This window comes from Floridaenema aerugineum BLCC-F46 (assembly GCF_041929345.1).
Lineage (GTDB): Bacteria > Cyanobacteriota > Cyanobacteriia > Cyanobacteriales > Aerosakkonemataceae > Floridanema > Floridanema aerugineum.
In genome coordinates, this window is the sequence record NZ_JBHFNQ010000260.1 from 13957 (window position 1) to 38339 (window position 24383).

At 38.7% G+C, this 24383-nt stretch carries 22 protein-coding genes and 1 pseudogene; 14 read left to right on the forward strand and 9 right to left on the reverse strand.

Features of this window, described 5'->3' with window-relative positions:
• The first annotated feature begins 24 nt into the window (after positions 1 to 24).
• Positions 25 to 1053 carry a type 2 isopentenyl-diphosphate Delta-isomerase gene (gene fni, locus ACE1CC_RS35510; protein WP_413275148.1) on the forward strand — a complete coding sequence of 343 codons (1029 nt, stop codon included), beginning with the start codon at positions 25 to 27 and terminating at the stop codon, positions 1051 to 1053.
• An 86-nt stretch (positions 1054 to 1139) separates the two neighbouring features.
• Positions 1140 to 2975: a signal peptide peptidase SppA gene (gene sppA / locus ACE1CC_RS35515; protein WP_413275198.1), complete on the forward strand. Its 1836-nt coding sequence runs from the start codon at positions 1140 to 1142 to the stop codon at positions 2973 to 2975.
• Between the two features lie 52 nt (positions 2976 to 3027).
• Here the strand turns inward: sppA and ACE1CC_RS35520 are convergent, their stop codons facing one another.
• Positions 3028 to 3720 (reverse strand): helix-turn-helix transcriptional regulator, encoded by a 693-nt coding sequence (locus ACE1CC_RS35520; RefSeq protein WP_413275149.1) that lies wholly within the window; start codon positions 3718 to 3720, stop codon positions 3028 to 3030.
• Positions 3721 to 3828: 108 nt separating this feature from the next.
• Here ACE1CC_RS35520 and ACE1CC_RS35525 point away from each other — a divergent pair, with 108 nt between their 5' ends.
• Complete coding sequence (locus ACE1CC_RS35525; protein WP_413275150.1) at positions 3829 to 4092, forward strand: hypothetical protein; 264 nt, start codon at positions 3829 to 3831, stop codon at positions 4090 to 4092.
• A 2-nt stretch (positions 4093 to 4094) separates the two neighbouring features.
• On the opposite strand, the gene ACE1CC_RS35530 is transcribed toward ACE1CC_RS35525, so the two are convergent.
• Together ACE1CC_RS35530 and ACE1CC_RS35535 are read right to left on the reverse strand one after the other, a co-directional pair.
• Positions 4095 to 4718, reverse strand: a complete 624-nt coding sequence (locus tag ACE1CC_RS35530; RefSeq protein ID WP_413275151.1) for a GDYXXLXY domain-containing protein — start codon at positions 4716 to 4718, stop codon at positions 4095 to 4097.
• Positions 4719 to 4831: 113 nt separating this feature from the next.
• Entirely contained in the window at positions 4832 to 6205 is a 1374-nt protein-coding gene (locus ACE1CC_RS35535) for a DUF2157 domain-containing protein (RefSeq protein WP_413275152.1), read from the reverse strand.
• 289 nt (positions 6206 to 6494) lie between these two features.
• Here ACE1CC_RS35535 and ACE1CC_RS35540 point away from each other — a divergent pair, with 289 nt between their 5' ends.
• A complete protein-coding gene (locus ACE1CC_RS35540; RefSeq protein WP_413275153.1) occupies positions 6495 to 7460 on the forward strand; it encodes an RsmB/NOP family class I SAM-dependent RNA methyltransferase in 966 nt (321 codons plus the stop codon).
• On the opposite strand, the gene ACE1CC_RS35545 is transcribed toward ACE1CC_RS35540, so the two are convergent.
• On the reverse strand, positions 7461 to 9155 hold the full coding sequence (locus tag ACE1CC_RS35545; protein ID WP_413275154.1) for a mechanosensitive ion channel family protein: 1695 nt from the start codon (positions 9153 to 9155) through the stop codon (positions 7461 to 7463).
• A gap of 170 nt (positions 9156 to 9325) precedes the next feature.
• On the opposite strand from ACE1CC_RS35545, the gene ACE1CC_RS35550 reads away from it, so the two are divergent.
• From ACE1CC_RS35550 to ACE1CC_RS35580, 7 genes are all read left to right on the forward strand, one after another.
• On the forward strand, positions 9326 to 11752 hold the full coding sequence (locus ACE1CC_RS35550) for a dynamin family protein (RefSeq protein ID WP_413275155.1): 2427 nt from the start codon (positions 9326 to 9328) through the stop codon (positions 11750 to 11752).
• Between the two features lie 192 nt (positions 11753 to 11944).
• Positions 11945 to 12457, forward strand: coding sequence for a KGK domain-containing protein (locus ACE1CC_RS35555; protein WP_413275156.1), 513 nt, complete (start codon positions 11945 to 11947; stop codon positions 12455 to 12457).
• 26 nt (positions 12458 to 12483) lie between these two features.
• Positions 12484 to 12849 carry a KGK domain-containing protein gene (locus ACE1CC_RS35560; protein WP_413275157.1) on the forward strand — a complete coding sequence of 122 codons (366 nt, stop codon included), beginning with the start codon at positions 12484 to 12486 and terminating at the stop codon, positions 12847 to 12849.
• 265 nt (positions 12850 to 13114) lie between these two features.
• On the forward strand, positions 13115 to 14314 hold the full coding sequence (locus ACE1CC_RS35565) for a DUF2252 domain-containing protein (protein WP_413275158.1): 1200 nt from the start codon (positions 13115 to 13117) through the stop codon (positions 14312 to 14314).
• Between the two features lie 81 nt (positions 14315 to 14395).
• Positions 14396 to 14641 carry an HNH endonuclease gene (locus ACE1CC_RS35570; protein WP_413275159.1) on the forward strand — a complete coding sequence of 82 codons (246 nt, stop codon included), beginning with the start codon at positions 14396 to 14398 and terminating at the stop codon, positions 14639 to 14641.
• 122 nt (positions 14642 to 14763) lie between these two features.
• Entirely contained in the window at positions 14764 to 15639 is an 876-nt protein-coding gene (locus ACE1CC_RS35575) for a PhnD/SsuA/transferrin family substrate-binding protein (RefSeq protein ID WP_413275160.1), read from the forward strand.
• 253 nt (positions 15640 to 15892) lie between these two features.
• On the forward strand, positions 15893 to 17794 hold the full coding sequence (locus tag ACE1CC_RS35580; RefSeq protein WP_413275161.1) for a sensor histidine kinase: 1902 nt from the start codon (positions 15893 to 15895) through the stop codon (positions 17792 to 17794).
• Between the two features lie 168 nt (positions 17795 to 17962).
• On the opposite strand, the gene ACE1CC_RS35585 is transcribed toward ACE1CC_RS35580, so the two are convergent.
• The 4 genes from ACE1CC_RS35585 to ACE1CC_RS35600 all read right to left on the reverse strand — a co-directional run bounded on the left by ACE1CC_RS35585 (position 17963) and on the right by ACE1CC_RS35600 (position 20959).
• Positions 17963 to 18325 carry a BON domain-containing protein gene (locus ACE1CC_RS35585; protein WP_413275162.1) on the reverse strand — a complete coding sequence of 121 codons (363 nt, stop codon included), beginning with the start codon at positions 18323 to 18325 and terminating at the stop codon, positions 17963 to 17965.
• A gap of 392 nt (positions 18326 to 18717) precedes the next feature.
• Positions 18718 to 19077 (reverse strand): phage holin family protein, encoded by a 360-nt coding sequence (locus ACE1CC_RS35590; protein ID WP_413275163.1) that lies wholly within the window; start codon positions 19075 to 19077, stop codon positions 18718 to 18720.
• 72 nt (positions 19078 to 19149) lie between these two features.
• Complete coding sequence (locus ACE1CC_RS35595; RefSeq protein WP_413275164.1) at positions 19150 to 19674, reverse strand: hypothetical protein; 525 nt, start codon at positions 19672 to 19674, stop codon at positions 19150 to 19152.
• Between the two features lie 304 nt (positions 19675 to 19978).
• A complete protein-coding gene (locus ACE1CC_RS35600; protein WP_413275165.1) occupies positions 19979 to 20959 on the reverse strand; it encodes an aldo/keto reductase in 981 nt (326 codons plus the stop codon).
• Between the two features lie 100 nt (positions 20960 to 21059).
• Here ACE1CC_RS35600 and ACE1CC_RS35605 point away from each other — a divergent pair, with 100 nt between their 5' ends.
• The 3 genes and pseudogenes from ACE1CC_RS35605 (at position 21060) to ACE1CC_RS35615 (ending at position 23776) form a co-directional block, all read left to right on the forward strand.
• Positions 21060 to 22514, forward strand: coding sequence for a Rieske 2Fe-2S domain-containing protein (locus ACE1CC_RS35605; protein WP_413275166.1), 1455 nt, complete (start codon positions 21060 to 21062; stop codon positions 22512 to 22514).
• A gap of 42 nt (positions 22515 to 22556) precedes the next feature.
• Positions 22557 to 23159 (forward strand): 2OG-Fe(II) oxygenase, encoded by a 603-nt coding sequence (locus tag ACE1CC_RS35610; protein ID WP_413275167.1) that lies wholly within the window; start codon positions 22557 to 22559, stop codon positions 23157 to 23159.
• 55 nt (positions 23160 to 23214) lie between these two features.
• A pseudogene (locus ACE1CC_RS35615) lies at positions 23215 to 23776 on the forward strand (Uma2 family endonuclease).
• Between the two features lies 1 nt (position 23777).
• Here ACE1CC_RS35615 and ACE1CC_RS35620 read toward each other — a convergent pair.
• Complete coding sequence (locus ACE1CC_RS35620) at positions 23778 to 24110, reverse strand: hypothetical protein (RefSeq protein WP_413275168.1); 333 nt, start codon at positions 24108 to 24110, stop codon at positions 23778 to 23780.
• Positions 24111 to 24383: the final 273 nt, after the last annotated feature.

Sequence of the window (24383 nt, forward strand, 5' to 3'; positions counted from 1 at the left end):
TATAAACATAGATTAAATAGATTTATGGCGGAAACTCAGGTGCGGAAAGCAGACCATTTGCGAATCTGTCTGGAAGAATCTGTACAATTTCAGCAAACTACTAACGGTCTGGAAAATTATAAGTTTACTCACTGTTGTTTACCAGAAATTAATCGGGATGAAATAGATTTAACAACTAGTTTTTTCGGTAAAAAGTTAGCTGCGCCTTTGCTAATATCTTCGATGACTGGAGGTACGGAATTTGCAGGAGAAATTAATCAGAGGTTGGCAAAAATAGCGCAACATTATAATATTGCAATGGGGGTAGGTTCCCAAAGGGTAGCGGTGGAAGATCCGCAGGTGGGGAAAACTTTTGCGGTCCGATCGCACGCCCCCAACGCTCTCTTATTCGCTAACTTGGGCGCTGTTCAATTAAACTATGAATATGGCATCGATCAATGTGAAAAAGTTATCGATTTATTAGCAGCAGATGCCTTAATTTTACATTTGAATCCATTGCAAGAATGCGTACAAACCAAAGGAGATACTAATTTTCGGGGATTGTTAGCCAAAATTGCTAAGTTGTGTAAAAAATTGCCTGTACCTGTAATTGCCAAAGAAGTGGGTAATGGGATTTCTGGGGAAATGGCGCAAAAGTTAATTGATGCGGGTGTAGCGGGAATTGATGTGGCTGGCGCGGGTGGTACTTCTTGGGCGAAAGTGGAAAGCGAAAGGGCGCAAGATCCCATGCAGCGACGCTTGGGGCGAACTTTTACCGATTGGGGCATTCCTACGGCAGAATGTATTGTGAGCGTTCGGGATGTTGCGCCTGATGTGCCTTTGATTGCTTCTGGAGGCTTGCGGGATGGCTTGGAGGTGGCGAAGGCGATCGCACTCGGCGCAGATCTCGCAGGTCTAGCAATGCCGTTTTTGCAAGCTGCGGCTGTCTCGGAAGCAGCATTACACGAACTGGTGCAGGTATTAATGGCAGAAATTACCACTGTGTTATTTTGCACAGGTAATGCCACTCTCAAAGATTTGAAACACTCAAAAGCCTTAAAAAGATTAGGATAGTGGTTAGTAGCTAGTCGTTGGTAGCAAAACAACTAACAACTAACAACTAACAACTAACAATTAATGGCTAAGAATTGATGGCTAAAATGCGTGATTTTCTCAAATATACCTTTGCCAGTTTTCTCGGTATTCTGATTTTCTTTGGTTTGTGTACTGGCGGTTTAATTTTCTTGCTAATTTCAGCTGCAATGAAAGATACAGGGCCACAAGTTAAAGATAAATCAGTATTAGTATTTGACTTATCTACGAGAATTACTGATACTAACCCCGGCTCAGGTACAGGAGAATTGTTACAAAAAGCTGTATCGGGAGAAAGAGACAATGCACTGACTCTCCGCACAGTTTTAGAAACAATTAATAGGGCAGCAGCAGATGAGCGAATTGTTGCTATCTATTTAGATGGAAGTGGGGAATCAGAAGGGGGAATTTCTGGTTTTGCGATTCTCAAAGAAGTGAGAAGAGCGCTAGAAAACTTTAAAGCTACTGGGAAAAAGATTATTGCTTATGATGTAGATTGGGATGAACCAAATTATTATTTAGGCTCAGTAGCAAACACCATCATAGTTAATCCTATGGGTGCTGTAGAAATCAATGGCTTACGTTCAGAAACTATATTTTTGAGTGGTGCTTTAGAAAAGTATGGTATTGGAGTACAGATACTTCGGGTTGGTAAGTATAAGTCAGCTGTGGAACCATTAATTCTTAAAGCATTTAGTTCCGAGAATCGCCAACAAACTCAAAGATTATTGAATGATCTTTGGGGTGATTTCCGCGCCACAATTGGTAAAAGTCGCCAATTAAGTCCACAACAAATTCAGACGATCGCAGACAATCAAGGCTTGCTAATGGCGAATGACGCAAAAAAAAGCCGCCTAGTAGATAAAGTAGCCTATTTCGATCAGGTAGTAACTGACTTAAAAAAACTGACTGGTAGTGATAATGAAGATGACAAAACTTTCCGCCAAATTAACCTAAGTACTTATGCCAGAGTTCCTGATTCCGAAGTAGGTAAAGAACGCTCATCAAGAAATAAAATTGCTATGGTTTATGCGGAAGGAGAAATTGTCAGTGGAGAAGGCAGTTTAAGGCAGGTCGGAGGCGATCGCATTGCCAGACAACTACGCCAACTGCGACAGAATAAAGATGTGAAAGCAGTAATTTTAAGGGTGAATAGCCCAGGCGGTAGTGCGACTGCTTCGGAAGTGATTCAAAGAGAAGTAAAACTAACTCGTCAGGTTAAACCAGTTATAGTTTCAATGGGAAATTATGCTGCTTCTGGTGGTTATTGGATTTCCACTTATGCCAACCGAATTTTTGCTGAACCAAACACCATTACTGGTTCTATAGGCGTGTTTGGAGTCTTACCAAATCTGCAAAAATTAGCTAATAATAATGGAGTTAATTGGGATGTGGTAAAAACTGGTCGGTTTGCTGATTCCCAAACGGTTTCTCGCCCAAAAAGCCCAGAAGAATTGGCAATTTATCAAAAGACAGTTGACCAGATTTACTACCAATTTGTTGGGAAAGTTGCTGATTCCCGTAAGCTAACAGCTAGGAAAGTTCAAGAAATAGCCCAAGGAAGAGTTTGGTCAGGTTTAGCAGCCAAACAAATTGGGTTAGTTGATGAGATTGGCGGCATCAATGAAGCAGTGAAATATGCTGCTAAAGAAGCTAAACTAGGCGATGATTGGGAACTAAAACAATTTAGTCGAAGTGGTTCTTTGGAAGAACGGATATTGAAAAATTTGTTTAGCTATCTCCCAGCTATTTCTAGTGAAGAACAGCCAGTAAATACAGCGATGAAGTTTGGCCCTTTTGCGGAAACTTATCAGCATTTAACAGAGGAATTGCAAATGTTAGCTAACTTCAACGATCCGCTGAATGTTTATGCTCGATTACCTTATAATATGCGGATTGATTAGTTAATGCTTCCCAGATCCCCGAGGAAAGCAGAAGTTGTCGGGGATCTAGTTTTTATACTTTTTTGATTAAATAGGCACAACGGCGATCGCCCTGCAAAATATGTTCTACTCGTTGAATAGAAACTTCTGCGCCTAATAAAGTGCGAAAAACTTCTAATTCGGAACGGCATAATAATTGACAACTACTCGCTGCCGATCGCACAGGACAGTGATTTTCTACTAACAATAAGGCATCATCGGGTTGAGCAACTACCTCTGCCATGTAGCCTTCTTGATCTCGCAAATGGGCGATCGCTTTTACCTTTTGGGCCCAATCTTTACCTTTAGCAATCTCAGCACTTCTGGCAGTATAAGCTTGAATTTGCCGCCCAGTCCGTTCCGCCAAAAGTTTTTCTAATCCCGAACTACCAAAAACTGTTTCCACTCCCCGCAATAAATCAACCATTAAATCAGCGTGACTATCGGGGAACTGACTGGTACAATGTTCGGTCAAATGCCAAAGCTTGACGGGACGACCTTGGGGGCGGCGTTCTTGGTAGTATGTTACCCATTTTTCGCCTCGGAGTACTTGTAAATGTTGACGAACAGCCATTGCTGATACTCCAAGCTGCTTGGCAATGTTAGTAGCGGTTTGGGCTCCCTGCATTTTTAATAAGTAAAGGATTTGATCTTTGGATTTTTGTCGTTCCTCCACATTCTCAACCGGGGATTTATCAGTTTTGCTTATATTAAAATGGTTTTTCACGGTGTTTACTTTAGATTTGCTAATCAAAAAACGATAACATTTATCGGTTTTAAGGGCAGAATATATTAAGCCGGATTAGACAAGTAGTTTTAAAAATTACATCTTTCTATGGATAGAAAACAGCAAAGTCCCCAAACTAAAAAAGTTAATCGTTTCTTCTTATATATTTTGGCTTGTAGTGCTGTTGGTGTGGTGCTGGGGGGGACTGCTAGCTGGGCGGAAAGCAATCGCTGTTGGTTAGCTGAATCACCCAGCAAACAGTGCATAACTCAAACTCCCCTGATGTCAACTATCCAAGGTATGAGTACCGGGTTAATTGCGGGACTTGGTGCGGGACTCGGTGCGACTTGGCAAATGAAGCGTGATGACTAGTGTTAGAAACGGTAGTTGCGATCGCGCACCCACAAACTCACGGGAACTGAATTACCTTGGGAGTCTATTTTGACTTCCACGACGAAGGGTAACGGTTTTCCTTGCGATCGCTCAACTCCTGTTTGCGCTTGACTAATATCTTTGTTGAACTGTTCCCGTTGATTTTCTGGAAAATAATAACTTTCCAGTCCATAAGTAACTGTACCGTAACGTAATCGACCTTTCAGAGCAACTTGGTTTTTTGGCAGATCTACAGGACGAGAAGTGCTCAGTGCAATAGGTTTCCAAGGTTTAGGACGACCTGAAGAGGTTTGTTCTTTGGGTGCTTCCAGAATTACATATAAGTTTAAAGAGTCTCTTTTTTGGTTGTTTAACTCTTTCCAACCTGGTAACTTTTCTAAACTTTGTTGTCGGGAAATATCATAACTAAGAGTTTGAGAATAACCTCGTAATAAGTCATAAGGATCGACTGGTATAGTTTGGAGAATGGCAGTTTTTCCAGTTAAGTGAACCAGAATAGCTTGAGCAGGAATAGCAACAATTAAAGCTGTTTGAAAAGCTAAAGGTAGCCAAAATCTCCAAGAACGAATGGTAGGGGAATTTTCGGAATTATTATTAGTATTCATCTGTGTTTATCTGTGGTAAAAGAATCCTAAGTTTGTCAGGTGCGTCAGAAAAGTTAAAACTTGCCTTAATGTAAAGATTATAGGTCTGACGCACCCTACGATTGTGCTAGTTGCTATTGAGGATTAAAGTTTCTGAGATAGCGTTCAAACCAGAGTCCGGCGACAATAATACCAACACCGCAAAGGAATAAAACCAAGGCTTTAAATAACAAATTTGTGTCATATTCTAACATTCGGCTAGCAATTTGTAAGGTTAGTAATATTATGCCACCCCAAAATCCGCGTCTTTCGCCTATTGTTAATGCTTCCCGGATCAAACCTGCGGCGAGAACAAATAGAACAGCGTTGAAAATAAAGATGGCAAATGCGGGAATGAGAGCAAAGTTAAGATGAAAGAAAACGGTAATTCCAGTAATGATAATCAAGCCAGCGACAACGGCGGTATTGCGATCGATCCTTTGTCCTAAGCGTAACCATTCCCAAAGTGTGAATAAACCCAGAACTACTACATTTACTAGTAATAAAATGCTGTCCCAGGTAAGTTTATTGTCTGAATTATCTGGTGTTGAAGTCCAAAAATACTGAAAGGAGAACAGGTAATATAAAACTGCCAAAAACGCTAAAGCTAAGTTTCTGGCTATTACTTGAAACGGCTTACTTGCAGAATCAGCAGTTAATCTGAATTGCCAAAAATTATCATCATATCCCCATAATAATGCTGGGGGCATGACAAACGCCATTGTAGTAATTAATGATTGTAAAAATGTTCCAGGAAGCTGGATTTGGTTTAAGTTTACTTCTAGGGAGGTGATGACTGCGATCGCGCTGATACCGAATAACCATTGCGATCGACACCAATATGCTAAAGGAATAAACATCAAACTTGCTAACAGTGGCATATTTTGTAAAACTAACTTCAACCAAGAAAAATCTTCTATTGAATAGGATTGAAAAAATCCCGTCCAATAGCCAATTACGATCAACAAAATTGACAGTATTCCCAACAAAGTGAGACGTAAACTATAAGCCATTGCCAACACACCAATTCCCCAAACTATATATAATCCAGCAGGGGAACCACTTTGATGAAACATTTGCGCCATTAGTGCCATATTTGCACCTAATATTAGCGCCCCTAATAATAGTAATCCCCGACCCAAACGATTTTGCCATTGTTCAGTAGGATATCGCCATAAATAGAACCCAGCAATATTCACCCCAATAAATACACTCAGCAATAACAAAACCCGAAATTCTCTTGACCAATCTTGCCAATTTGCTGCAACAAAAGTAATAACAGCCAACCCTAACAGGAGACTTCCTAAACCAATCAGAATTACAATAAAACGATTACGGGCAGAAGTATCAAGCGTATTAAATTGATAGCGTTGGGATAATGATTCATATTGGGACTGATTAATTAACCCCTCAGCTTGCCATTTTTCAACTTCTTGACGTAACTGATGACGAAACTTATCTGAAACCATATAACCATCCTAAATAAATACTAAACTTATGGAACTATTGCGATCGTAAGGTGCGTCAGACTTAAAATATTTAAATTAAGGGAATTTTTAGCTTGTTTGACGCACCCTACAAACTAAAATCTTCTCTGCGTCCTCTGCGTCCTCTGCGGTTCAAAAAAATTAATCATTCCAACTAAAAGAAGATTTTTATAGACAGATCTCAGTCTAAAATGTAACTGGCATAGATTTAGTTTAACTAGCTAATCCGTGTTTTCGACTTAAATATGACAGTTTGTGTAACCGTCCCTATATGGAAAAAGCTTCTAACTTACTAATTAAACTCAGCCGTCGTTTATTTACAGATCCTACTTCACAGGAAAAATTTATTACAGCATTAACTCAGCCTCAACCTTTTAACCCTGGCATTCTTTGGTGTCGAGAAAAACCGGATGAATTGCCTTTTTTAGTTGAAACTCCGACAGCTTGGCAACCAAACTTTATTGATAGATTAGCTTTAGATAGCAAACCAGGGCAATATTCTTTACACAATCAAGGCTTTTATTACTGCTTAGACTTTTCTTCGGTGTTTGCTGCTTCTATTCTGTTAACAATTACCTCTCCAGTCAAGGTAGTTTTTGATATGTGTGCTGCACCGGGAGGGAAGGGAATTTTTGCTTGGCGACTTTTCCAACCAGAATTATTAATTAGTAATGAGGTGATTGGTAAAAGGTTGGGGATGTTAATTTCTAATTTAAAACGTTGCCAAATTCAGCCATCTATTGTAATTAATAGAGATTCAAGTGTTTTAGCAGAAAGCTTTGCTCAAATTAGTGATTTGGTGATTGTTGATGCTCCTTGTACGGGACAATCTTTGTTAGCGAAAGGTGAAAAAGCGGTGGGATGTTTTCACCCTGCTAATATTAATCAATGTGCGAATAGGCAAAAGAGAATTATTGCTAATTCTGCGAAAATTGTCGCACCACAGGGGTATTTAGCTTATATGACTTGTACTTATTCGCCGGAAGAAAATGAGGAAGTTTGTCAATGGTTGATGAAGAAGTTTCCGCAATTTGAGGCGATCGAAGTTGAGCATTTACGGGATTATCGATCGCACTTAACCCACCTCCCCTGTTACCGAATGCTACCGCAAGATAAATTAGGTGCTGGTGCATTTACAGCATTGTTTAAAAATACAGAAACCGGAACCAAAAATCAGCTTGATTCCGAAATTTTAGAAAATTTTGCTGTAATTAAACTTCCTGTTAAAGAGGTTTAATTAATGACCATTTTGACTACTAATGCCAAAAGTTGGTGGAGTGTAATCATCAGGTAAATAATCAGCTGGCATAGTTGAATGATTACCGTCACGAATCGAAGTATAAGCAGGAGAGAGAATTTCAATTCCGGCTTGATTGCAATAGTCTTGAATATTTTGATGCAAATCAGAATAAATTTCTGGCATTAATTCCGGGTGATCGGTAAAGGCATTTATTTCATAACTGATGTGGTAATCATTTAAACTTGTTTGTAATACAAACGGACGCGGTTCTGCCATTATATATTTTGTAGCTCCAGCTGCTTTAATTAACACTTCATGCACTTTTCGCCAAGGCACATCATATCCTAAAGTAATGGTTGTATATAATACTAAACCCTGATGTGATTCCCGCTGAACAACACTGAAATTTCTTACATCACTACCGAGAATTTTCGCGTTAGGCATGGTAATTACTTCTTTTTTAGGGTTGATAATTCGGGTAACGAAAAGAGACTTTTCAATTACTGAACCTCTGGTATCTCCAATAGCAACAAAATCGCCGATTTGAAAAGAACGAGTATAAATTAAAATTATTCCAGAAACGGCATTGGCTACGGCGGATGAAGAACCCAAGGTGAATATTGCGCCTAAAAATAGGGAAACACCTTGAAATGCGGGTGAACCAAATCCGGGTAAAAAAGGGCCAGCAACTACTACGGCGATCGCTACAATTAAAAATGTAACTAAACGATTGGTAGGCTGTATCCACTCTGGATAAAACCAGGGATAGGCATCATCTCTCCCCAATTCAGAAATTACCAATTTAGCGAATTCAATTACATAAATAGTGAGCAGAGCAATAATTCCAATAGTCAGCAAGTTTGGCAGGTATTTACTAAAACCTTCTACTAGTTGCTCAATTTGAACAGCAATATCTTTGAGAATGCTATCACCTAAAGGTTTGGTTACGGGAAATTGACTTAAAACAAAAGGTAAATAAACATAAAGGCTGAGCAAAATTATTGCTAATCTACCTAAACGAACAAATCCGCTCAGCAAATAACTCATAGCATTGGAACCCAAGACTTGAATATTTTTAATTCTTAACTCTAGTGCATCTGCGTTCCGCGCATATCTAATTTTAGCTAGTAATTTGGTGACTATTTTTTGCAGAAATCTGAAGAAAAGCAGTAATGCAATAGTGGTGATAACTGCTAAAACTGCACCCTTAACTAAATTTTCAGCCTTGCGTTCTTCTCGGTACTTAACTATCGAAGCTTGAATAAATTTAGTGGCTTCTTGGGCGAGAATTTCCCGGCTTTTATTATAGATAACTGCATCTTCCTTAATAATCGTAAATAAAACCTTATCTCCGGCTTTTACGAATAAGTCGTTTCCCCGCTTTTCGGCTTGAATAGCTTCTGGTAAAATAGTAGAATCATTGGCAACTGTAAGCAATCTTTGTTTAATAATAGCTGCCCTTTCTTCAGCCGTAGCAATCCCAGGAATTCCTTGTTTAACTCGGAAAAGTTCTTTACCATCCAAAACTACAGGAAAACCGTCTACTGCATTCCCAGTAGTACTAGTAGTAGTTGTTTGTTGGGCATAAACTGGTACTGCAACAACCAAAAGCAGAGTTGTGACGAGTAGAATTAACCAAGTTTTGAACCTCTGGGAGAGGGAGAGAGAGGGATAGTTCTTATCAAGTTTCATTTTTTTCTAAGAGGAAAGTTTTTTAATTTACTTAGTTTACAACCTTTGAGATGCAAAGTTGTTTGGCGATCGCTAAAATTAAACCAAAAACTAACCAGTTATGGTGTGAGTTTTTGGCAGTAGTCTGGGAATACTGAAAGGAGAAGTAAGAAATTTCTCAAAAAGTTACCATGACTCAATTATTGCCACAGTGTCAAAACTTACAAAAACAAGTTGAACTAATATTACAACTGTTGCATCAGGAAGCATCTTTGCGATCGCAGGATACCACATCTGTACAAGCTTCCTTGAGAAAGGCGATTTCTCCCAAGTTTGAAATTGTCTTTGCGGGTGCGTTTAGTGCGGGGAAATCCATGCTAATCAACGCTTTGCTGGAAAGGGAGTTGCTTTACAGTGCGGAAGGGCACGCTACCGGAACCGAATGTTATATCGAATATGCGGAAACTGAGGATGAAGAACGAGTTGTTTTAACCTTTTTAAGTGAGGCGGAAATTCGCGAACAAGCACTAACTTTATGTAAAAAATTAGGTTTATCAGCACCACAAAACATCAATCAACCAGAAGTAATTGATTTGCTTTGTCAAGGATGCGAAGCAATAGTTCAGCATGAAGGTGGCGAGAGTAAATCGGAACGGGCGAAACAGGCGAAGGCACTGTTATTGTTATTAGAAGGATATGTGGCAAATCGAGAACATATTCATACTTTGAATAACGCGACTTATTCAATGGAACAATTTAATTTTTCTAATCTCAAAGAAGCGGCGAGTTATGCGCGACGGGGGAGTAATAGTGCAGTTTTAAAACGCATTGAATATCACTGTTATCATCCGTTATTGCAAGATGGTAATGTGTTAATTGATATGCCAGGAATTGATGCGCCAGTTAAGAAAGATGCAGAATTAACTTATCGGAAAATTGAAGATCCCGAAACATCAGCGGTTGTCTGTGTTTTGAAACCTGCATCGGCGGGTGATATGACAACAGAAGAAACGGAATTATTAGAAAAAATGCGGGCAAATCTGGGGATTCGCGATCGCGTTTTCTACATTTTCAATCGCATCGATGAAACTTGGTACAATAGCCAATTAAGACAACGCTTAGAAGAGTTGATTCATTCGCAATTCCGGGATACACCAAAGGTTTATAAAACTAGCGGTTTGTTGGGATTTTATGGCAGTCAAATTAAGGGTACTAGTGGGCGCGATCGCTATGGTTTAGATACCGTCTTTGTGGAAAGTGTCAAAGGTTTAAATGGACAAGAAGAAACACCACAATTTGTCTATGCTTTTAATAACTATTGTGGCACTTCCCGTAAGTTACCCAGTAATTTTCGGGTTTCGATTAATGGCTATGAGTCACCAAATGAAAATTATGTGCGTATCCTTTCCGAATGGGGAACACCGTTAATTAATCAACTAATTCAAGATAGCGGGATTGATGAATTTCGGGAAGCAATTACTCGTTACTTGACTTTAGAAAAACGTCCCCAACTCTTTGCTAGCTTGGCTGATGACTTACAACCTTTGTGTATTACTCTGCGGAAACACTATTTATCAATATACCGAGAATTGGATAGTCAACCTCGTGAAATCGAAGCGATGAAAGCGCAGGAGTTGAGTAGATTAAATCAGCAATTGCAACAAATTGGACAGGAATTTCGCCAACATATAGCGGATGAGATTAACCAAGTGGTGACAAATACTTGCCAATATTTTGAGGAGGATTTTAACAAGTTGCAATCGCGGATGATTCGCCGTTTAGATGAGTTGTTAGATGGTTTTTCTGTGAGAGCAGCTTATCAACGTGCAACTTTGAGTCATCCTCGCAATGCTACTGCGCCTTTGTTAGCAGTTTTGGTGGAAGCACTTTACTCTTTATCTAATCAATTAGAAGATATTTTAGTGGAGTCTTCCCAGGAAGTAATTGCTAGTTTTTTCCAACGTTTAATTGAGCGAATTCGGAAGTCGGATTATTATCGGAGTTTGTACCGACTTTTAGGGAATGATGGTGGGATTGAGCAACAGTTGAAAGGGTTGGAAAAACAGATAACTCAAGCTTTGATTAGTGAGGCTAAGGTGGAGTGCGATCGCTACGTGCGAGAAAGTCCTCGTTTTTACGATGAAGGAACTTTTTCAATTTATCAATTCCGCCAAACTTTACTACAAACTTCTCAAGGTTACGACTGCGAAAGCATGGTAGAAGCAGAACCAGCAATTCGCCAACTTTTAAAGTTAGACTTTGAGCCCAAAGTTTCCACCACAATTAAACGCAACTTCCGCCAAACCATCAACCAAACAATTAACACCCAATTGTTACCAATGGCGACTCACCAAGCAGATGAAATCCTGCAACAATACAATCAAGCGCGTGCTTATTTAGAGAAAGCCTTAGCAAAAGAAGCTGCTGAAAAAATTGCCCGAAACGATCGCTTTTTGCAAGAAGTTAAACAAAAAATGGAGGAATACAATCAAGCAATTTCGGGAATCAATGCTTGTTTACAAGCAATGCAACTGTATGAAAAAGTTCTCCCAGAAATCCGCGAAGCTGATTTTATTCCCGTTGTTCTGAACGAAGAAGTCGCAGAAACTTCCGAGTAAACAGTATGTAGGGTGCGTTAACTGAGATCTTGCACCAGGAGGCGGAGCCTCTATTTCTCGTTACCAGGTTGAACCTGGTAACGAGGGTTGGGAGGTTCTACCTCCATACTCTGCAAGATCTGAGTTAACGCAGTGTAACGCACCAAAACTCTAAAATAATGACCTTTTCACTAAGACAATGCGATCGTGATTATGAGTAATAAATTTCAGCTACTAGACAGGGATGATGATGTACTGTCCTTTGAGCAAAACAGAATGTTGAAAGTTGGTCAACTTAAAGAGGAAATTTGGAAAAACTTTTCTCTATTTGCCAAAGATTCTTTCAATTACGGTCGAATGCAATTACGTTTGGAGGATTATTCAAAACTCATAATACTTAATGGTTTGTTCAATGAAATTAACTGGCAATGTTCGCCTAGTGAGGGAATAGATTGTGAAGTTTTAAGGCTTGGTGCTCAAAATTGGCAAAAGGGCAAACTTACAATACAGGTTGTTTTAAAATTTCTGCCTCCACTAAAACAACAATCATTGAAATACGTAGAGGCTGAAAAGATGTATGACAGACTGAGGGAAAAAAACCTCACAATTTCTGAGATTATGGACATAAAAGTTATCTTAGAATTTTGTCCAGATACTCCAGAAATAATCGAACCAGAATCACCGCTTGACGATTTAAGACGGATGATGAATGAAAATAGTAAATAGTACACTTACAACTTCAGGAGATTAACATGGAATACAATTACTATTTGCAAAATTGTAGCAATGATGATGTTATACAATTTTCAAATGCTATACACAAAGTTGGTCAATTAAAAACGGCTATCGAGTTTGCAGCCAATGACCAAAACAAGCTACCTTATACACTACTTTACGCTTTACAAGAAAAAGGAGTAAAACTGGAAAATTTAGTTGCAATGCAAAAGTTGTTGGGTGATGGCTTAGATGCAGAAGTTTTAAAAATCGGTGCTAAAGGTTGGCAAAAGGGAAAAATTCGAGTAAGAGTTACTTTAGAATTTGAACCTGAAGAACCAGAAATAATCGAAACAGAATCGCCACTTGACGATCTAAGACGGATGATGAATAATAATACTTAATAACAAAAAAAGGGTCAACTAAACATTTTGTTGACTCACATATTGCACCTTAATGAATGAAGGTGAAGAAGCTGGATTTATAAATTTAAATCCAAAAATTTAGGTTTATCACTAATGAATAAACCTAAATTTTTGCTGTTTTTAAATATATAAATTAGGCAAAAATCTAAAGTTAAATTAAGTTTAAAAGAAAGTTAATTTTAGGATTGATAACTCAGAGTAAGTTTGATATATTAATGATGTTCGCGCTTAAAATCACATAAAAATGAACAGAAACGTAGTTGAAAGAATAGCTGCTTTTAATCAAGGCCGCAATCCAGAATTATTGCAAAAAAAATATCAAGCAATGCAGCGAGATCCCTTTGTATTCTTTCGGGGAACTTGCCATTTATTTTATGAAGATTGGCCTAAAGATTCGCCCTTAAACCAAGCCCCAGGTGTTTGGAACTGCGGAGATTTACACTTACAAAATTTCGGTAGTTACAAAGGCGATAATCGCTTAGTTTACTTTGATATTAATGATTTTGATGAAGGAATACTCGCTCCTTGTACATGGGATGTCACCCGTTTTGTCACTAGTATTTTAGTGGGTGCTAGCACCATAGGAGTAAAAGAATCTGAAGCAATGGCTATTTGCTATGAATATTTAGATAGCTATAGTAATACCTTAGCCAAAGGTCAAGCGCGAACTGTGGAAAAAGAAACATCGCAAGGCATGGTAAAAGAACATTTAGAGGCTTTAAAGCTGCGAAAACGGAAAGACTTTTTAGATGGAAGGACAGAAATAAAAAATGGTAAGCGTCGCTTCAAGGTCGATGGCAGACGCTTCCGTGAATGTCCCAAAGACAAGCAAGATAAAATCAAAGAGTTGATTGATAAATGGTCTTCTAAGCGGGAAGATAAAAGCTTTTTTCAAGTATTGGATGTTGCCGAAAGGATAGCTGGTACAGGTAGCTTAGGCGTGGCGCGTTATGGGATTTTAGTAGAAGGAACAGGTTCTCCCAACGATAACTATATTTTGGATCTCAAACAAGCGAGTCGATCGGCCTTAGAACCTTATGTTACTTTGCCTCAACCTAACTGGGATAATGAAGCGCAAAGAATAGTAAGGATTCAACAAAAGATGCAAGGAACACCACCTGCTTTATTATCAGAAATTGATTTTGCAGGGAGTCATTTTATCTTACGAGAATTACAACCAACTCAAGATAAAATTGATTTGATTGAATGGAATGGTAAGCTGAGTCGTTTAGCGAAAGTCCTGAAAACAATGGGACAAATTACAGCTTGGGATCAATTACGCAGTACAGGAAGAAAAGGCTCTACGATTACGGATCATTTAATCGCTTTTGCTACTGAAAATCCTTTGAATTGGCGCAATGCTGTGTTGGATTATGCCAGACATTACTCTGAGCAGGTAAAAGAAGATTTTGCTGCTTTGTGTGACAGTAGTTTAGGCAAGTAATCTCTATTAGTTAGTTGTAAGTGCTTTAGCACTTAAGCACTGAAGTGCTTACAACGAACGTTTATTGTGATGGTTGGTAAGATGAGTAAAACTCCTAGAATTCGGATTCCTCCAGAAGTTAGAAAATATGTTTTTCAACGGGATAAATATCAATGTCAAAGTTGTGGCAAAACTAGTGCGGAGACTGAATTAAACATCGATCACATTATTCCCCTTGCTAGTGGTGGATCTAATGATATCAGTAATTTACAAACGTTGTGTCGTGATTGTAACCAGCAAAAAAAACATCATTTTGATCCTCGCTTTCGCCGTCGTTTTAGCAGTTAAAAATTTAACTTAATCTTAACGTACATTTATGCGATCGCTTCTCCGTAAAATCCCGGTTTTAATTAAATTTAAAAGGGGATAAAATTTTCAATAAATAGCCCTAAAGTTGGAAAATTAGCAATATGAAACGACGGAATTTTTTCTGGTTTTCTTTGTTGTTCCTTGCTAATTGTACCGCAGCAACAAGTAAAGGCAACAATACAAAAATTACCTCCGAAAAGCTAAGATTCTCAGTAACAGACACATTAACCTTAGAAGATTTACAGCGAGATTACGGGGCATTAAGAACTGCATTAGAAGAGATACTGGAGAAGAAAGTTGAGTTTGTTCCTCTTGGCAGTTATACAGCAGCAGCAGCAGCTTTACAGTTAGATCAAGTGGATTTTGTACTCACAGGACCTTCTGAATATGTAGTGATGCGTGCCAGAACAAATGCAGTTCCCGTAATTGCACTTACTCGACCAAATTACTACACTGTTATTTCTGTTTCTGCTAATAGTGGTATCAAGTCAGTAGCTGAGTTAAAAGGCAAAAAAGTTGCTATGTGGGAGGTAGGTTCTACCAGTGGACATTTAGGCCCTACAAAAATGTTAATGGATGCGGGATTAGATCCTAAATCTGATGTGAAAATTCTGTTGTTAAAAGGTGATGGACTTCCGGCTTTAAGAAAAGGTAATGTTGATGCTTGGGGAGGTTCTGCGGTGAAGTATGAAAAGTTTCTCCAAGATCAAGGTTTATCGGAAAAGGACTTACCTTTAATTGCCAAAGGGCCACTTCTTCCAGATGATTTATTTGTTGCCAATAGTAAGTTTGATGATAATTTTATTAAAGATATAAGTTCCAAATTGTTAGCTAATCAAGATAAATTGTTGACCAGTCTTTTGTCAGTTGAAGAGGGCAAATATAAAGGTTCTCGGTTAATTTCAACAGTTGATTCTAATTATGATATGATCCGTGAGGTTTATCAAGCGATCGGGCAAGGTAGTTTTGTACAATAGCCAAGGGTTAGGAAAGCTATAATTATTAAGGGGAACATGATAATCGCCTAAGTTTAAATTTAGGTTAATTAATGATGAAAAATAAATTAAATTTACTAAGTAAATTTAATTTAGTTAACTGATTGCTGAAATAATCTTAAAGTCAGTATTGAATGGTAAAAAAGGGCAATTATTAGGGCAATATATAGATATAAAGTTTGTAAATAACTGAAGCTGCTATATCCAACTATCTCAGAATTAAAGTGTTTTGCACATGACATTTGAAAAGCCGATAAATATCTCGGAAAATGGGGAAAAAAGCCAGGTTGTTTTTCCACTGCATTTAGTTAAGCAAAAAAGCTCTGATGATATTTTATTTCTCATGTGGGTAAGGCGCTTTATCTCTCGTTTAAGCATTGCCAAAAAGATTAGTTATGGTTACGCTTTGGTAATTGGAGTAGCCGTTTGTGGCACAACTATTGGGTTATTAATTGGAGATTACTACCAAAAACAAGCACAAAAACAGCTAGCCGTTACCGATCAGCAGCAATATTTAATTAGCGAATTAGAGAATGGGGTGAGTCAAATTCGATCGCATCCCCAAAGATTAGTTAGTGTATTGGGAGAGTCGATTTGGTTTGACTATGAATCTGCTAATTTTTTTGGTTCGGTTAATCGAGTGAAAAACACCTTATTGGAATTCGATCAGTTCGGAGAAACTAACAAAGATAAATTAGTAATTAGCAGTAAGGAATTAAAAAAAATTTTGCAGGATTATCAATCGAACACAGAAGCATATACGCAGCTGATTCAACAACTTTGGCAGCAAATTGATCCCGCTAACTTAAAAGTAACAGAAATTTCTAATGCCAAGCAAGAGATATTAACTTTTATGAGTGGAAAATCAACTGATAAAGTTAATGTGCAATTCGATCGCCTTGGGGAGAGCTTAACACGAATTAAGAAAGCAGCCGAAGCTCAACAAATTCAAGCAAATCAAAGGTTAATTGAAGCAGAAAATTGGCGGCTATTGATTATTATTACGAGTATGTTGTTATCAGTAGCGATCGCGATCGTCCTGGGATATTATACTAGTCGTCAAATCGCCAATCCTGTAGAAACTCTTAATCAAGTAGCGCAGCGAGTTACCAAACAATCAAATTTTCAACTGATGGCTCCCGTAGCTACTGAAGATGAAATTGGCTCCCTAGCTACCTCGATCAATCAGTTAGTTAAATGGGTAGGAGAGTACACTCATGAATTAGAATTAGCTCGTCAAACATTAGAGCAAAGAGTACAAGAACGCACAGAAGAACTTCAACAAGCATTACATCAACTAAAACATACCCAATCGCAACTGATTCAAAGTGAAAAAATGTCTAGTTTGGGACAGTTAGTTGCTGGTGTTGCTCATGAAATAAATAATCCAGTTAACTTTATTTACGGTAATATTCAATATGCCAATACTTATGCTGAAGAGCTACTACAATTAATCGAACTATATCAGCAAGAGTATCCCCAGCCAACTGCGGTGATTCAAGATGAAATTGCCGCAATTGATTTGCAATTTTTAAAAGAAGATTTTCCGAAAGTCTTGTCCTCTATGAAAATGGGAACTGAGCGAATTCGGCAAATCATCCTATCTTTGCGAAACTTTTCTCGTTTAGATGAAGCTGAAATTAAAGCAGTCGATATTCATGAGGGAATTGAAAACACACTACTAATTTTAAATAATCGCCTGAAGCGAGATATTGAAGTTGTGAAAAATTATGGAAGTTTGCCTTTAATCGAATGTTATCCAGCACAGCTAAATCAAGTTTTTATGAATATTATGACTAATGCAATTGATGCGTTAGAAGAAGTAAAGAATTCACAATTTTCAGGAGCAAATAAGTTTTTGGCTCAAATTGTGATTCAAACTAAAAAGGTAAACAATTTGGCTATTCAAATCAGCATTAAAGATAACGGTTCGGGAATTTCACCGGAAATTAAAAGCAAACTATTTGATCCGTTTTTTACAACCAAACCAATCGGTAAAGGTACGGGTTTAGGATTGTCTATTTGCTATCAAATATTGCAAAAGCACAAGGGAAAAATAGAAGTTATTTCTGCACCAGGAGCCGGGACAGAATTTCTGATTACATTACCTGAGAAATTAAGCTCTGTTGAAATTTGATTGGTAGACTAATAATAAATTCGTTTAAGATGTTGAAGATTTCCCTAAACATCATTTCAGCAATTAGAATTTTAATTTAATGGATTGACGATCGCCAACTCAAAATTTACCTAGATCATCAAGGTGAAAGGGTAATTTATCAACAACCTCTCACCTTAGAACTGTTAATTATCCGATCGTCACTTGATTAGTCTCTACAGCAGTTGCTCCATTTACTTGACGAGCTACACTAATCATTTTGTTGAGAATTTCTTGAGAAGGAACTTTCCCTTTGAGAACAACAGTACCTCCAGTTTGCGCCACGTAAAGAGTATTGATGTCATCTAATTGTGGGTCTTGGTCAAAAGCTAAAGCTACTCGCTTAGCTAAACCGCTTTGGTCATATTCTCCATTTAAGCCAACACGCTCAGGAGGAATGCTTTCGGTAGCAGTCGAGCTTGCTACGTTTGGTGCTTCGGCTGGGGTTCCTTGTACAGCTTGTTGGGGATTGTTGGGTTTTTCTAGTCCAAAAAGTCTTTTTAACCAACCCATAATTAAACTCCTAGTAAATAACGAAAGTTTTAGTTGATTTGTCTTGGTTTTTCCAGCTTAAAAACAAAAAGCGATCGCAGCATCTTTCTACTGGAATATCAACATTTATATCTTTAGACGTAGTAATTAAACTAAGTAAAATTAACTGTAAAAAGCGATTTTTTACTCAGCATTTCATGGCATATTGCTTAAAGAATATGCCATGAGATAGTAGCCTAGTTAAAAATTTTTGACATAATTGGTTTCCACACATTCTGCATAACTTTGAACTGAACGTTAAAGGTAGAGGTTTGGTAGTTCCATAACCCTGTGCATATAAAAAAATTGATAAAGGGAACAGTTAATTTTCCCCATTATGGTTTCCTGTTCCCTGACAATATTGCCGGATTGGATTAGGCAACAACTCCGACTGAGCGCAAAATGAACCAGAGAATTGAGTTAACAATGCTCAATGCGATCGCACCCAGAATCGCACTACCAATTCCCCAACGTAAGCGAAATCCCTCAACTAACCAAGCAGCTAGACCAAAGACAATGATACTGCCAATTAAAGGAATTAACCCTAAACTCAGAATGGCATTTGCGGTTCTAAACCAATTTGGGAATATACCCCAAATTCCGCTGAATGCGCCAATAATTGCTCCGGCAATTAAAGCAATCCAAGGGTTGTCTACCTCAACGCCAGTAGGTAGCTTTGAGATAATTAATAAGCTAACCGCAAGCACTACGACCGAAATCAAAAATCCAATCATTAAACACTCCTTTTTATCAGCAATCGGAATCAATCATGTAAACACGATCGACAATTTTGGTAACACCTATATCTATACCTTAATTGTCAACGTTTCTTCCAACTTTCTCAGCATAGACTTTTCTTCATTGCTAGTGCCCACGCCGAATAAACCTTTTTCTCGAACTGCTTCTGCAACTCGACGTGCGATCGAAAGTATCCAGCTTTTGAATTCTCCTGCTTGCATCGGTGTCACTTTAGCTGCTAAAATTTTCGCTACCTCCTCAAAATATGTCAAAGCTTGCTGACGACCTTGGGAAGCGCTATTCAAATTCTGAAGGTATGACAGCAATTCATTCTGTTTATGCAACATTAATGCTTCACCTTCGATCGATCTCTTAGCGTCAGCTTGATTTAAAGAAGCAACTAATGATTTCACTAAATCATTTGTAATATCTTCCCGTTGCTGTTCTGCAACCATAATCTCCAACGCCGCCCGGAGTTCTTTAAGAAAAGAAACTGGATCTGTTTTATCAGCTAAAATCAACGCCGCAATTGCTTGCCAAGGTGCTTGCATCAGCATTGACCATTCACTATCAGTAAAATATTGTTGTGCCATTGTTGACTACCTCAAACTGAAGATGAACTATTAGACCTCTCCAGAAATTAAATGTGCGTTACTTGGAACCCTTGTAGAGACGTTGTATACAACGTCTCTACATTCTTTTTTGGAGAGGTCTATTTGAGACAACTAAACAAAACTTAAATTTATGTTGTCCAAAGCAAAAACTATCACTTATTCTACAGCCAACCAAGTCTAATAACTTGCAGTAGTTTCACTACCTAGTTGAGAAGAGGCAGAAAATATCAGAAAAAAATCAAGAAAAGGTAAAAAATGAATGGTGATAATCAGCATGATAAATTTACTTGGTTTGAAAGATGTTTTGTACCATTTTTTTATCTGTACTAGCAGCAGCTTTGTCAAGTTCTGCAACTTCATTAGCATCAAGTTGCCAACCCAAAGCCCCAAGATTATCCTTTGCTTGTTCCACAGACTTTGCCCCAGGAATGGGAATAGTCCCTTTACAGATACACCAATTAAGTGCTACTTGGGACATCGTTTTATTTCTGTTTTCAGCAATTTCTCTTAAACAACCTAAAAGCGGTTGAATTCCTGGTAATATTTGGCTAAAAGCTAACTTGCGAATTCCTTTAGGTAAAGCCGTTTTTTCGGAATATTTCCCTGTCAATAAACCCAAAGCTAAAGGGCTATAAGCAATTAACTTAATTCCCAACTCATCACAAACATCTTTTAATCCCAATTCAGTAATAGGATAAGTAGATAATAATGAATATTGCACTTGTAAACTAGTAATTGGGGCACCCCGTTCAGCAAATCGTTGATGTACCTTTTTCAATCGTTTCGATCCATAATTAGATAAGCCAACTCCTTTAACTAATCCCTGTTGATAAAGATCAGCTAACCCATCCAAAAGTGCCCATTCTTGCCAAGGAAAATAATTAGCTGTAGACCAGTGCATTTGCACCAAATCTATATTTATTCCCAAACGTTTTGCCGAAGCTTTACCAGCATTAACCATTGACTGGCGAGTTAATCTCCAAGGATAAGCAGCTAATTTAGTAGCAATACAAATATTTTCTTGATTGCTGCCAGAATAGGCTTGAGAAAACTTTCCTAAAAGTGTCTCACTGCGACCATTTAATTTGCCAGTTCCGTAAGAATCTCCGGTATCAAATAAAGTCACACCGTTACTAACACAAAGGTTAAAAACTTCTTGCAATTGATAATCCATGCTAGGATCGTATCCCCAAAGTAGGCGATTTCCCCAAGCCCAAGTTCCACAGCCCATAATCGGAAGAGAGAGTTTTTGATTAGTTGGCATATTGACCCGCTATTGCACTTATTTAAACTTTAACTGCGATCGCTACTATATTAGAAAAAGTTGCCAACTAAACTGATAAAATCAAAAAGAGGTAATAGCTATGGTGACAGAAGCTAATCTGCAAAAGGCGATCGAACAACATCAACAGCAAGAAGACGCAACCTTTCAATGGACAAAGCAATGGTATCCAGTTGCAGTGGTAGATTTTCTCGACCCCACACGCCCCCATGCAATGCAATTATTGGGCAAAGATGTAGTTTTATGGCGAGATGGCGCAGGTAAATGGCGTTGCTTTGCAGATGCTTGTCCCCATCGACTCGCGCCACTTTCGGAAGGTCGCGTTGAGTCTGATGGTACGCTGTTATGTGCATACCACGCTTGGCGTTTTGATTCAGAGGGAAAATGTGTCAGCATTCCTCAATCTAAAGACAAGGAAACTGAAGCGAAACATTGCACAAATCCTCAATCTTGTGCGATCGCCTATCCCACCCAAGAACTTCAAGGTTTATTATGGGTATGGGCAGAATCAGGTGTTCAAGCAGAAGTAGAAAGTCAACAGAGAAATCCGCGAATCATTCCCGAACTGGAAGAGAATAGCGATCGGGCTAAAAAGCTATTTTGGAATATCCGTGACTTGCCTTATGGTTGGGATTTCTTCATAGAAAATATCTCAGACCCCGCCCATGTTCCCGTTTCCCATCACGGCATTATTGGAAATCGCTACCAAGATGCTAAATACTATGACATGATCAGTATTCGAGATATGTCCACCCAAGAAGGTTTCGCTTATCAAATAACACCAACTGCACCGAACATTGCCCAAGCAATCCATGATTTTCAACCGCCTTCTCACATGAGGATTGTTACTAATAACACCGATGGTGGACAAATGATTCTCGCTTTATATGCTACTCCAACTCGTCCCGGATGGTGTCGTCATATTGGCTGTCAAGTATTAGTAAAAAATCAGGCGGGAAAGCAAAGCCAAGGTTTAGGATTCTTTGCCTTACCAATGCCAATTTGGTTAGGTCATGTGTTAGCTTCCCTATTTTTGCATCAAGATATGGTGTTTCTCCATTATCAAGAAAAGATATTAGCAAAACAGCAAAAAGATCGATGGTTAGATGCTGTTTTTACACCAAATCCCCAAGATAAAATGGTAATAGCCTTTCGTCAGTGGTGGGAAAAAAGGGCTGGTGGTGGTATTCCTTGGGCAGAAGGATGCAATGCCGAACTCCCACCCCCAGAACGAGATAAACAAAAGTTATTTGATGTTTGGACAACCCACACTCAAAACTGTCGAGTTTGTCAAGATGCTTTAAAAAATATTAATCGCCTGACTGTGTTGGCTTATATCTTAGCAGCAATTTCATTGTTTTTAGCTGTAATGATTGATGCCAGAAGTTTGGCAATTTCCGGGGAAATTTTCTTACCTCCTTTAGGATTTTGGTTAGCCCTTGGAAGTGGAATTATTTTAGCAATAGGTGGCTATTTGCTGAAAAAATTGAGTCGGCTGTTTTATGTTTATGAGTTTGAACACGCTCATAATGATTAATCTGTTTAACTTTAACTTTTCAACTCTTTTCCTGAAATCTTTGTGAATTACTATCAACAACATCCCAACGCTTTCCCACTGAATTACCTCAACGACTTGCGAGGAGAAATTCTCGCTTGTCCTTATTTCGCCGTCAACAATCTTAACCGCGATTTTGTTGGTACTAAAGGTTTTTCAGTGGTGTTTCATCGCTCAGAAATCCCCGAAGTTGAGCGAAAGTTTCCCTTTTTTAAACCTTATTTAGACCGAGCATTAGAGCCTTCATGTAATGCTTTTTACCTAAATCCGTTGCTACTTCAGGAAGGTTCGCGTGTCGATCCGCATATCGATCGCTCTCTCCGCTCCTACTGCAAAACCATTGAACCGCCAATGTGTGTCAGCGTACTTTACGTGCAAGTACCAGAAAATTTGCAAGGAGGAGAGTTAGTACTACGAAATCATAAACAACAAGTCGGACAAATTAAACCACAAATCAACACATTAGTTTATTTTCAAGGAGACTTAACCCATTCTGTAAATGCGGTAAAAACCTCTGGAACTCGTTTAAGTTTGGTTTGTGAGCAATATAGTTTGAGTGATAAAGAATTGCGAGACATTCCAGAATTTACAGTAGAATCAAGAGCAATGAAAGTGAAAAAGAAGTAATCAACAAATAACGCTAAAACTTAGTCATACTCACAATAATACCAAACCCAAGGCGATGACAACAACACTTCCTTCATCCCTTAGCCTCGAAGAATTCCTCAAACTGCCAGAAACTAAACCTGCCAGTGAATTTATCAATGGAAAAATCCATCAAAAAGCTCTGCTGTCAAGGCAAACATTCCCGCCTCCAACTTAAATTTTGTGATGCTGTCAATGGAGTTGCAGAAACATCTCGAATTGCCTTAGCTTTTCCTGAACTACGCTGTACTTTTGGCGGGCGTTCCATTGTTCCTGATGCTAGCGTATTCCGTTGGGAAAGAATCCCTTTTGAAGCAGATGGCGAAGTACCAAACGCTTTTGCAATTTTCCCTGATTGGACAGTAGAAATTCTTTCACCTGAACAGAAAGCTACTAAAGTTATTAGTAACATTTTGCACTGTCTTAAATATGGTACTGAATTAGGTTGGTTAATCGATCCAGAAGAAAGGTTAATTTTGGCATTTTTGGCAGGAGAAGAACCTGTTGAGTTAACAGGTAATGATAAATTGCCGATACCACAATTCCTTAGTTTAGATTTAACTGTTGAGCAGGTTTTTGGATGGTTGAAAGTTGGTTGAGTTAGAACCCACTCATGATTATGCCATCCTTGGCTCGCATATAAAGAACTGGTGTAGCAAAGTCGGGTTTATCCTGTCCGACTTCGATAGAAATGGCGTTGCGAGTTGTTTGAATGGCTGCATCTACAGGCCAACCTAGCGCCAAGGTACGATAGAATTCATCAGCGAAAAGCTTGGCGGTCTTGTCATATTTACCGAGAATCAATTTTTTAAGTTGAGTCAACTTGCCAATCTCTCGCGGTAAAACCGTCAAATCCTTGCCAGAGAGGTCGAGTTCCGTCCATCCCTCCCTCGCCGCCTGTTCAATTACCCCCAGCAATTCTTCCTCAGTCATCGCCGATCGCTAAACCATCATTAAAGACTACATATATACACTTCAGGATGAACAACCAGCAGCCCGGACAGTTCACAAATTTTTAAGTTTTGGGGATGGGGCACTAGAGCGCCAGTCCAGTAAAAGAGGTTGACAAAAGCAACATAATGTGGGCTTGGCTTTAGACCCCGGCAGGGCGAAGCATTTGGACAGAAAATCTTGGGTTCTGTGCAATAAATTGTCGCCCAAATGCTTCGCCCCTACATAACCCATATTTCGTTCTTTTTGTCAATT

Bases quoted from the DNA above. Each gene is read 5' to 3' on its own strand.
- ACE1CC_RS35605 (WP_413275166.1), top strand. From the start codon at position 21,060: ATGGTGACAGAAGCTAATCTGCAAAAGGCGATCGAACAACATCAACAG.
- ACE1CC_RS35535 (WP_413275152.1), bottom strand. From the start codon at position 6,205: ATGGTTTCAGATAAGTTTCGTCATCAGTTACGTCAAGAAGTTGAAAAA.
- ACE1CC_RS35565 (WP_413275158.1), top strand. From the start codon at position 13,115: ATGAACAGAAACGTAGTTGAAAGAATAGCTGCTTTTAATCAAGGCCGC.
- ACE1CC_RS35550 (WP_413275155.1), top strand. From the start codon at position 9,326: ATGACTCAATTATTGCCACAGTGTCAAAACTTACAAAAACAAGTTGAA.
- ACE1CC_RS35620 (WP_413275168.1), bottom strand. From the start codon at position 24,110: ATGACTGAGGAAGAATTGCTGGGGGTAATTGAACAGGCGGCGAGGGAG.
- ACE1CC_RS35570 (WP_413275159.1), top strand. From the start codon at position 14,396: ATGAGTAAAACTCCTAGAATTCGGATTCCTCCAGAAGTTAGAAAATAT.
- ACE1CC_RS35595 (WP_413275164.1), bottom strand. From the start codon at position 19,674: ATGGCACAACAATATTTTACTGATAGTGAATGGTCAATGCTGATGCAA.
- ACE1CC_RS35575 (WP_413275160.1), top strand. From the start codon at position 14,764: ATGAAACGACGGAATTTTTTCTGGTTTTCTTTGTTGTTCCTTGCTAAT.
- ACE1CC_RS35600 (WP_413275165.1), bottom strand. From the start codon at position 20,959: ATGCCAACTAATCAAAAACTCTCTCTTCCGATTATGGGCTGTGGAACT.
- ACE1CC_RS35530 (WP_413275151.1), bottom strand. From the start codon at position 4,718: ATGAATACTAATAATAATTCCGAAAATTCCCCTACCATTCGTTCTTGG.
- ACE1CC_RS35580 (WP_413275161.1), top strand. From the start codon at position 15,893: ATGACATTTGAAAAGCCGATAAATATCTCGGAAAATGGGGAAAAAAGC.
- ACE1CC_RS35585 (WP_413275162.1), bottom strand. From the start codon at position 18,325: ATGGGTTGGTTAAAAAGACTTTTTGGACTAGAAAAACCCAACAATCCC.
- ACE1CC_RS35525 (WP_413275150.1), top strand. From the start codon at position 3,829: ATGGATAGAAAACAGCAAAGTCCCCAAACTAAAAAAGTTAATCGTTTC.
- ACE1CC_RS35540 (WP_413275153.1), top strand. From the start codon at position 6,495: ATGGAAAAAGCTTCTAACTTACTAATTAAACTCAGCCGTCGTTTATTT.
- ACE1CC_RS35560 (WP_413275157.1), top strand. From the start codon at position 12,484: ATGGAATACAATTACTATTTGCAAAATTGTAGCAATGATGATGTTATA.
- sppA (WP_413275198.1), top strand. From the start codon at position 1,140: ATGCGTGATTTTCTCAAATATACCTTTGCCAGTTTTCTCGGTATTCTG.
- ACE1CC_RS35545 (WP_413275154.1), bottom strand. From the start codon at position 9,155: ATGAAACTTGATAAGAACTATCCCTCTCTCTCCCTCTCCCAGAGGTTC.
- ACE1CC_RS35555 (WP_413275156.1), top strand. From the start codon at position 11,945: ATGAGTAATAAATTTCAGCTACTAGACAGGGATGATGATGTACTGTCC.
- ACE1CC_RS35590 (WP_413275163.1), bottom strand. From the start codon at position 19,077: ATGATTGGATTTTTGATTTCGGTCGTAGTGCTTGCGGTTAGCTTATTA.
- fni (WP_413275148.1), top strand. From the start codon at position 25: ATGGCGGAAACTCAGGTGCGGAAAGCAGACCATTTGCGAATCTGTCTG.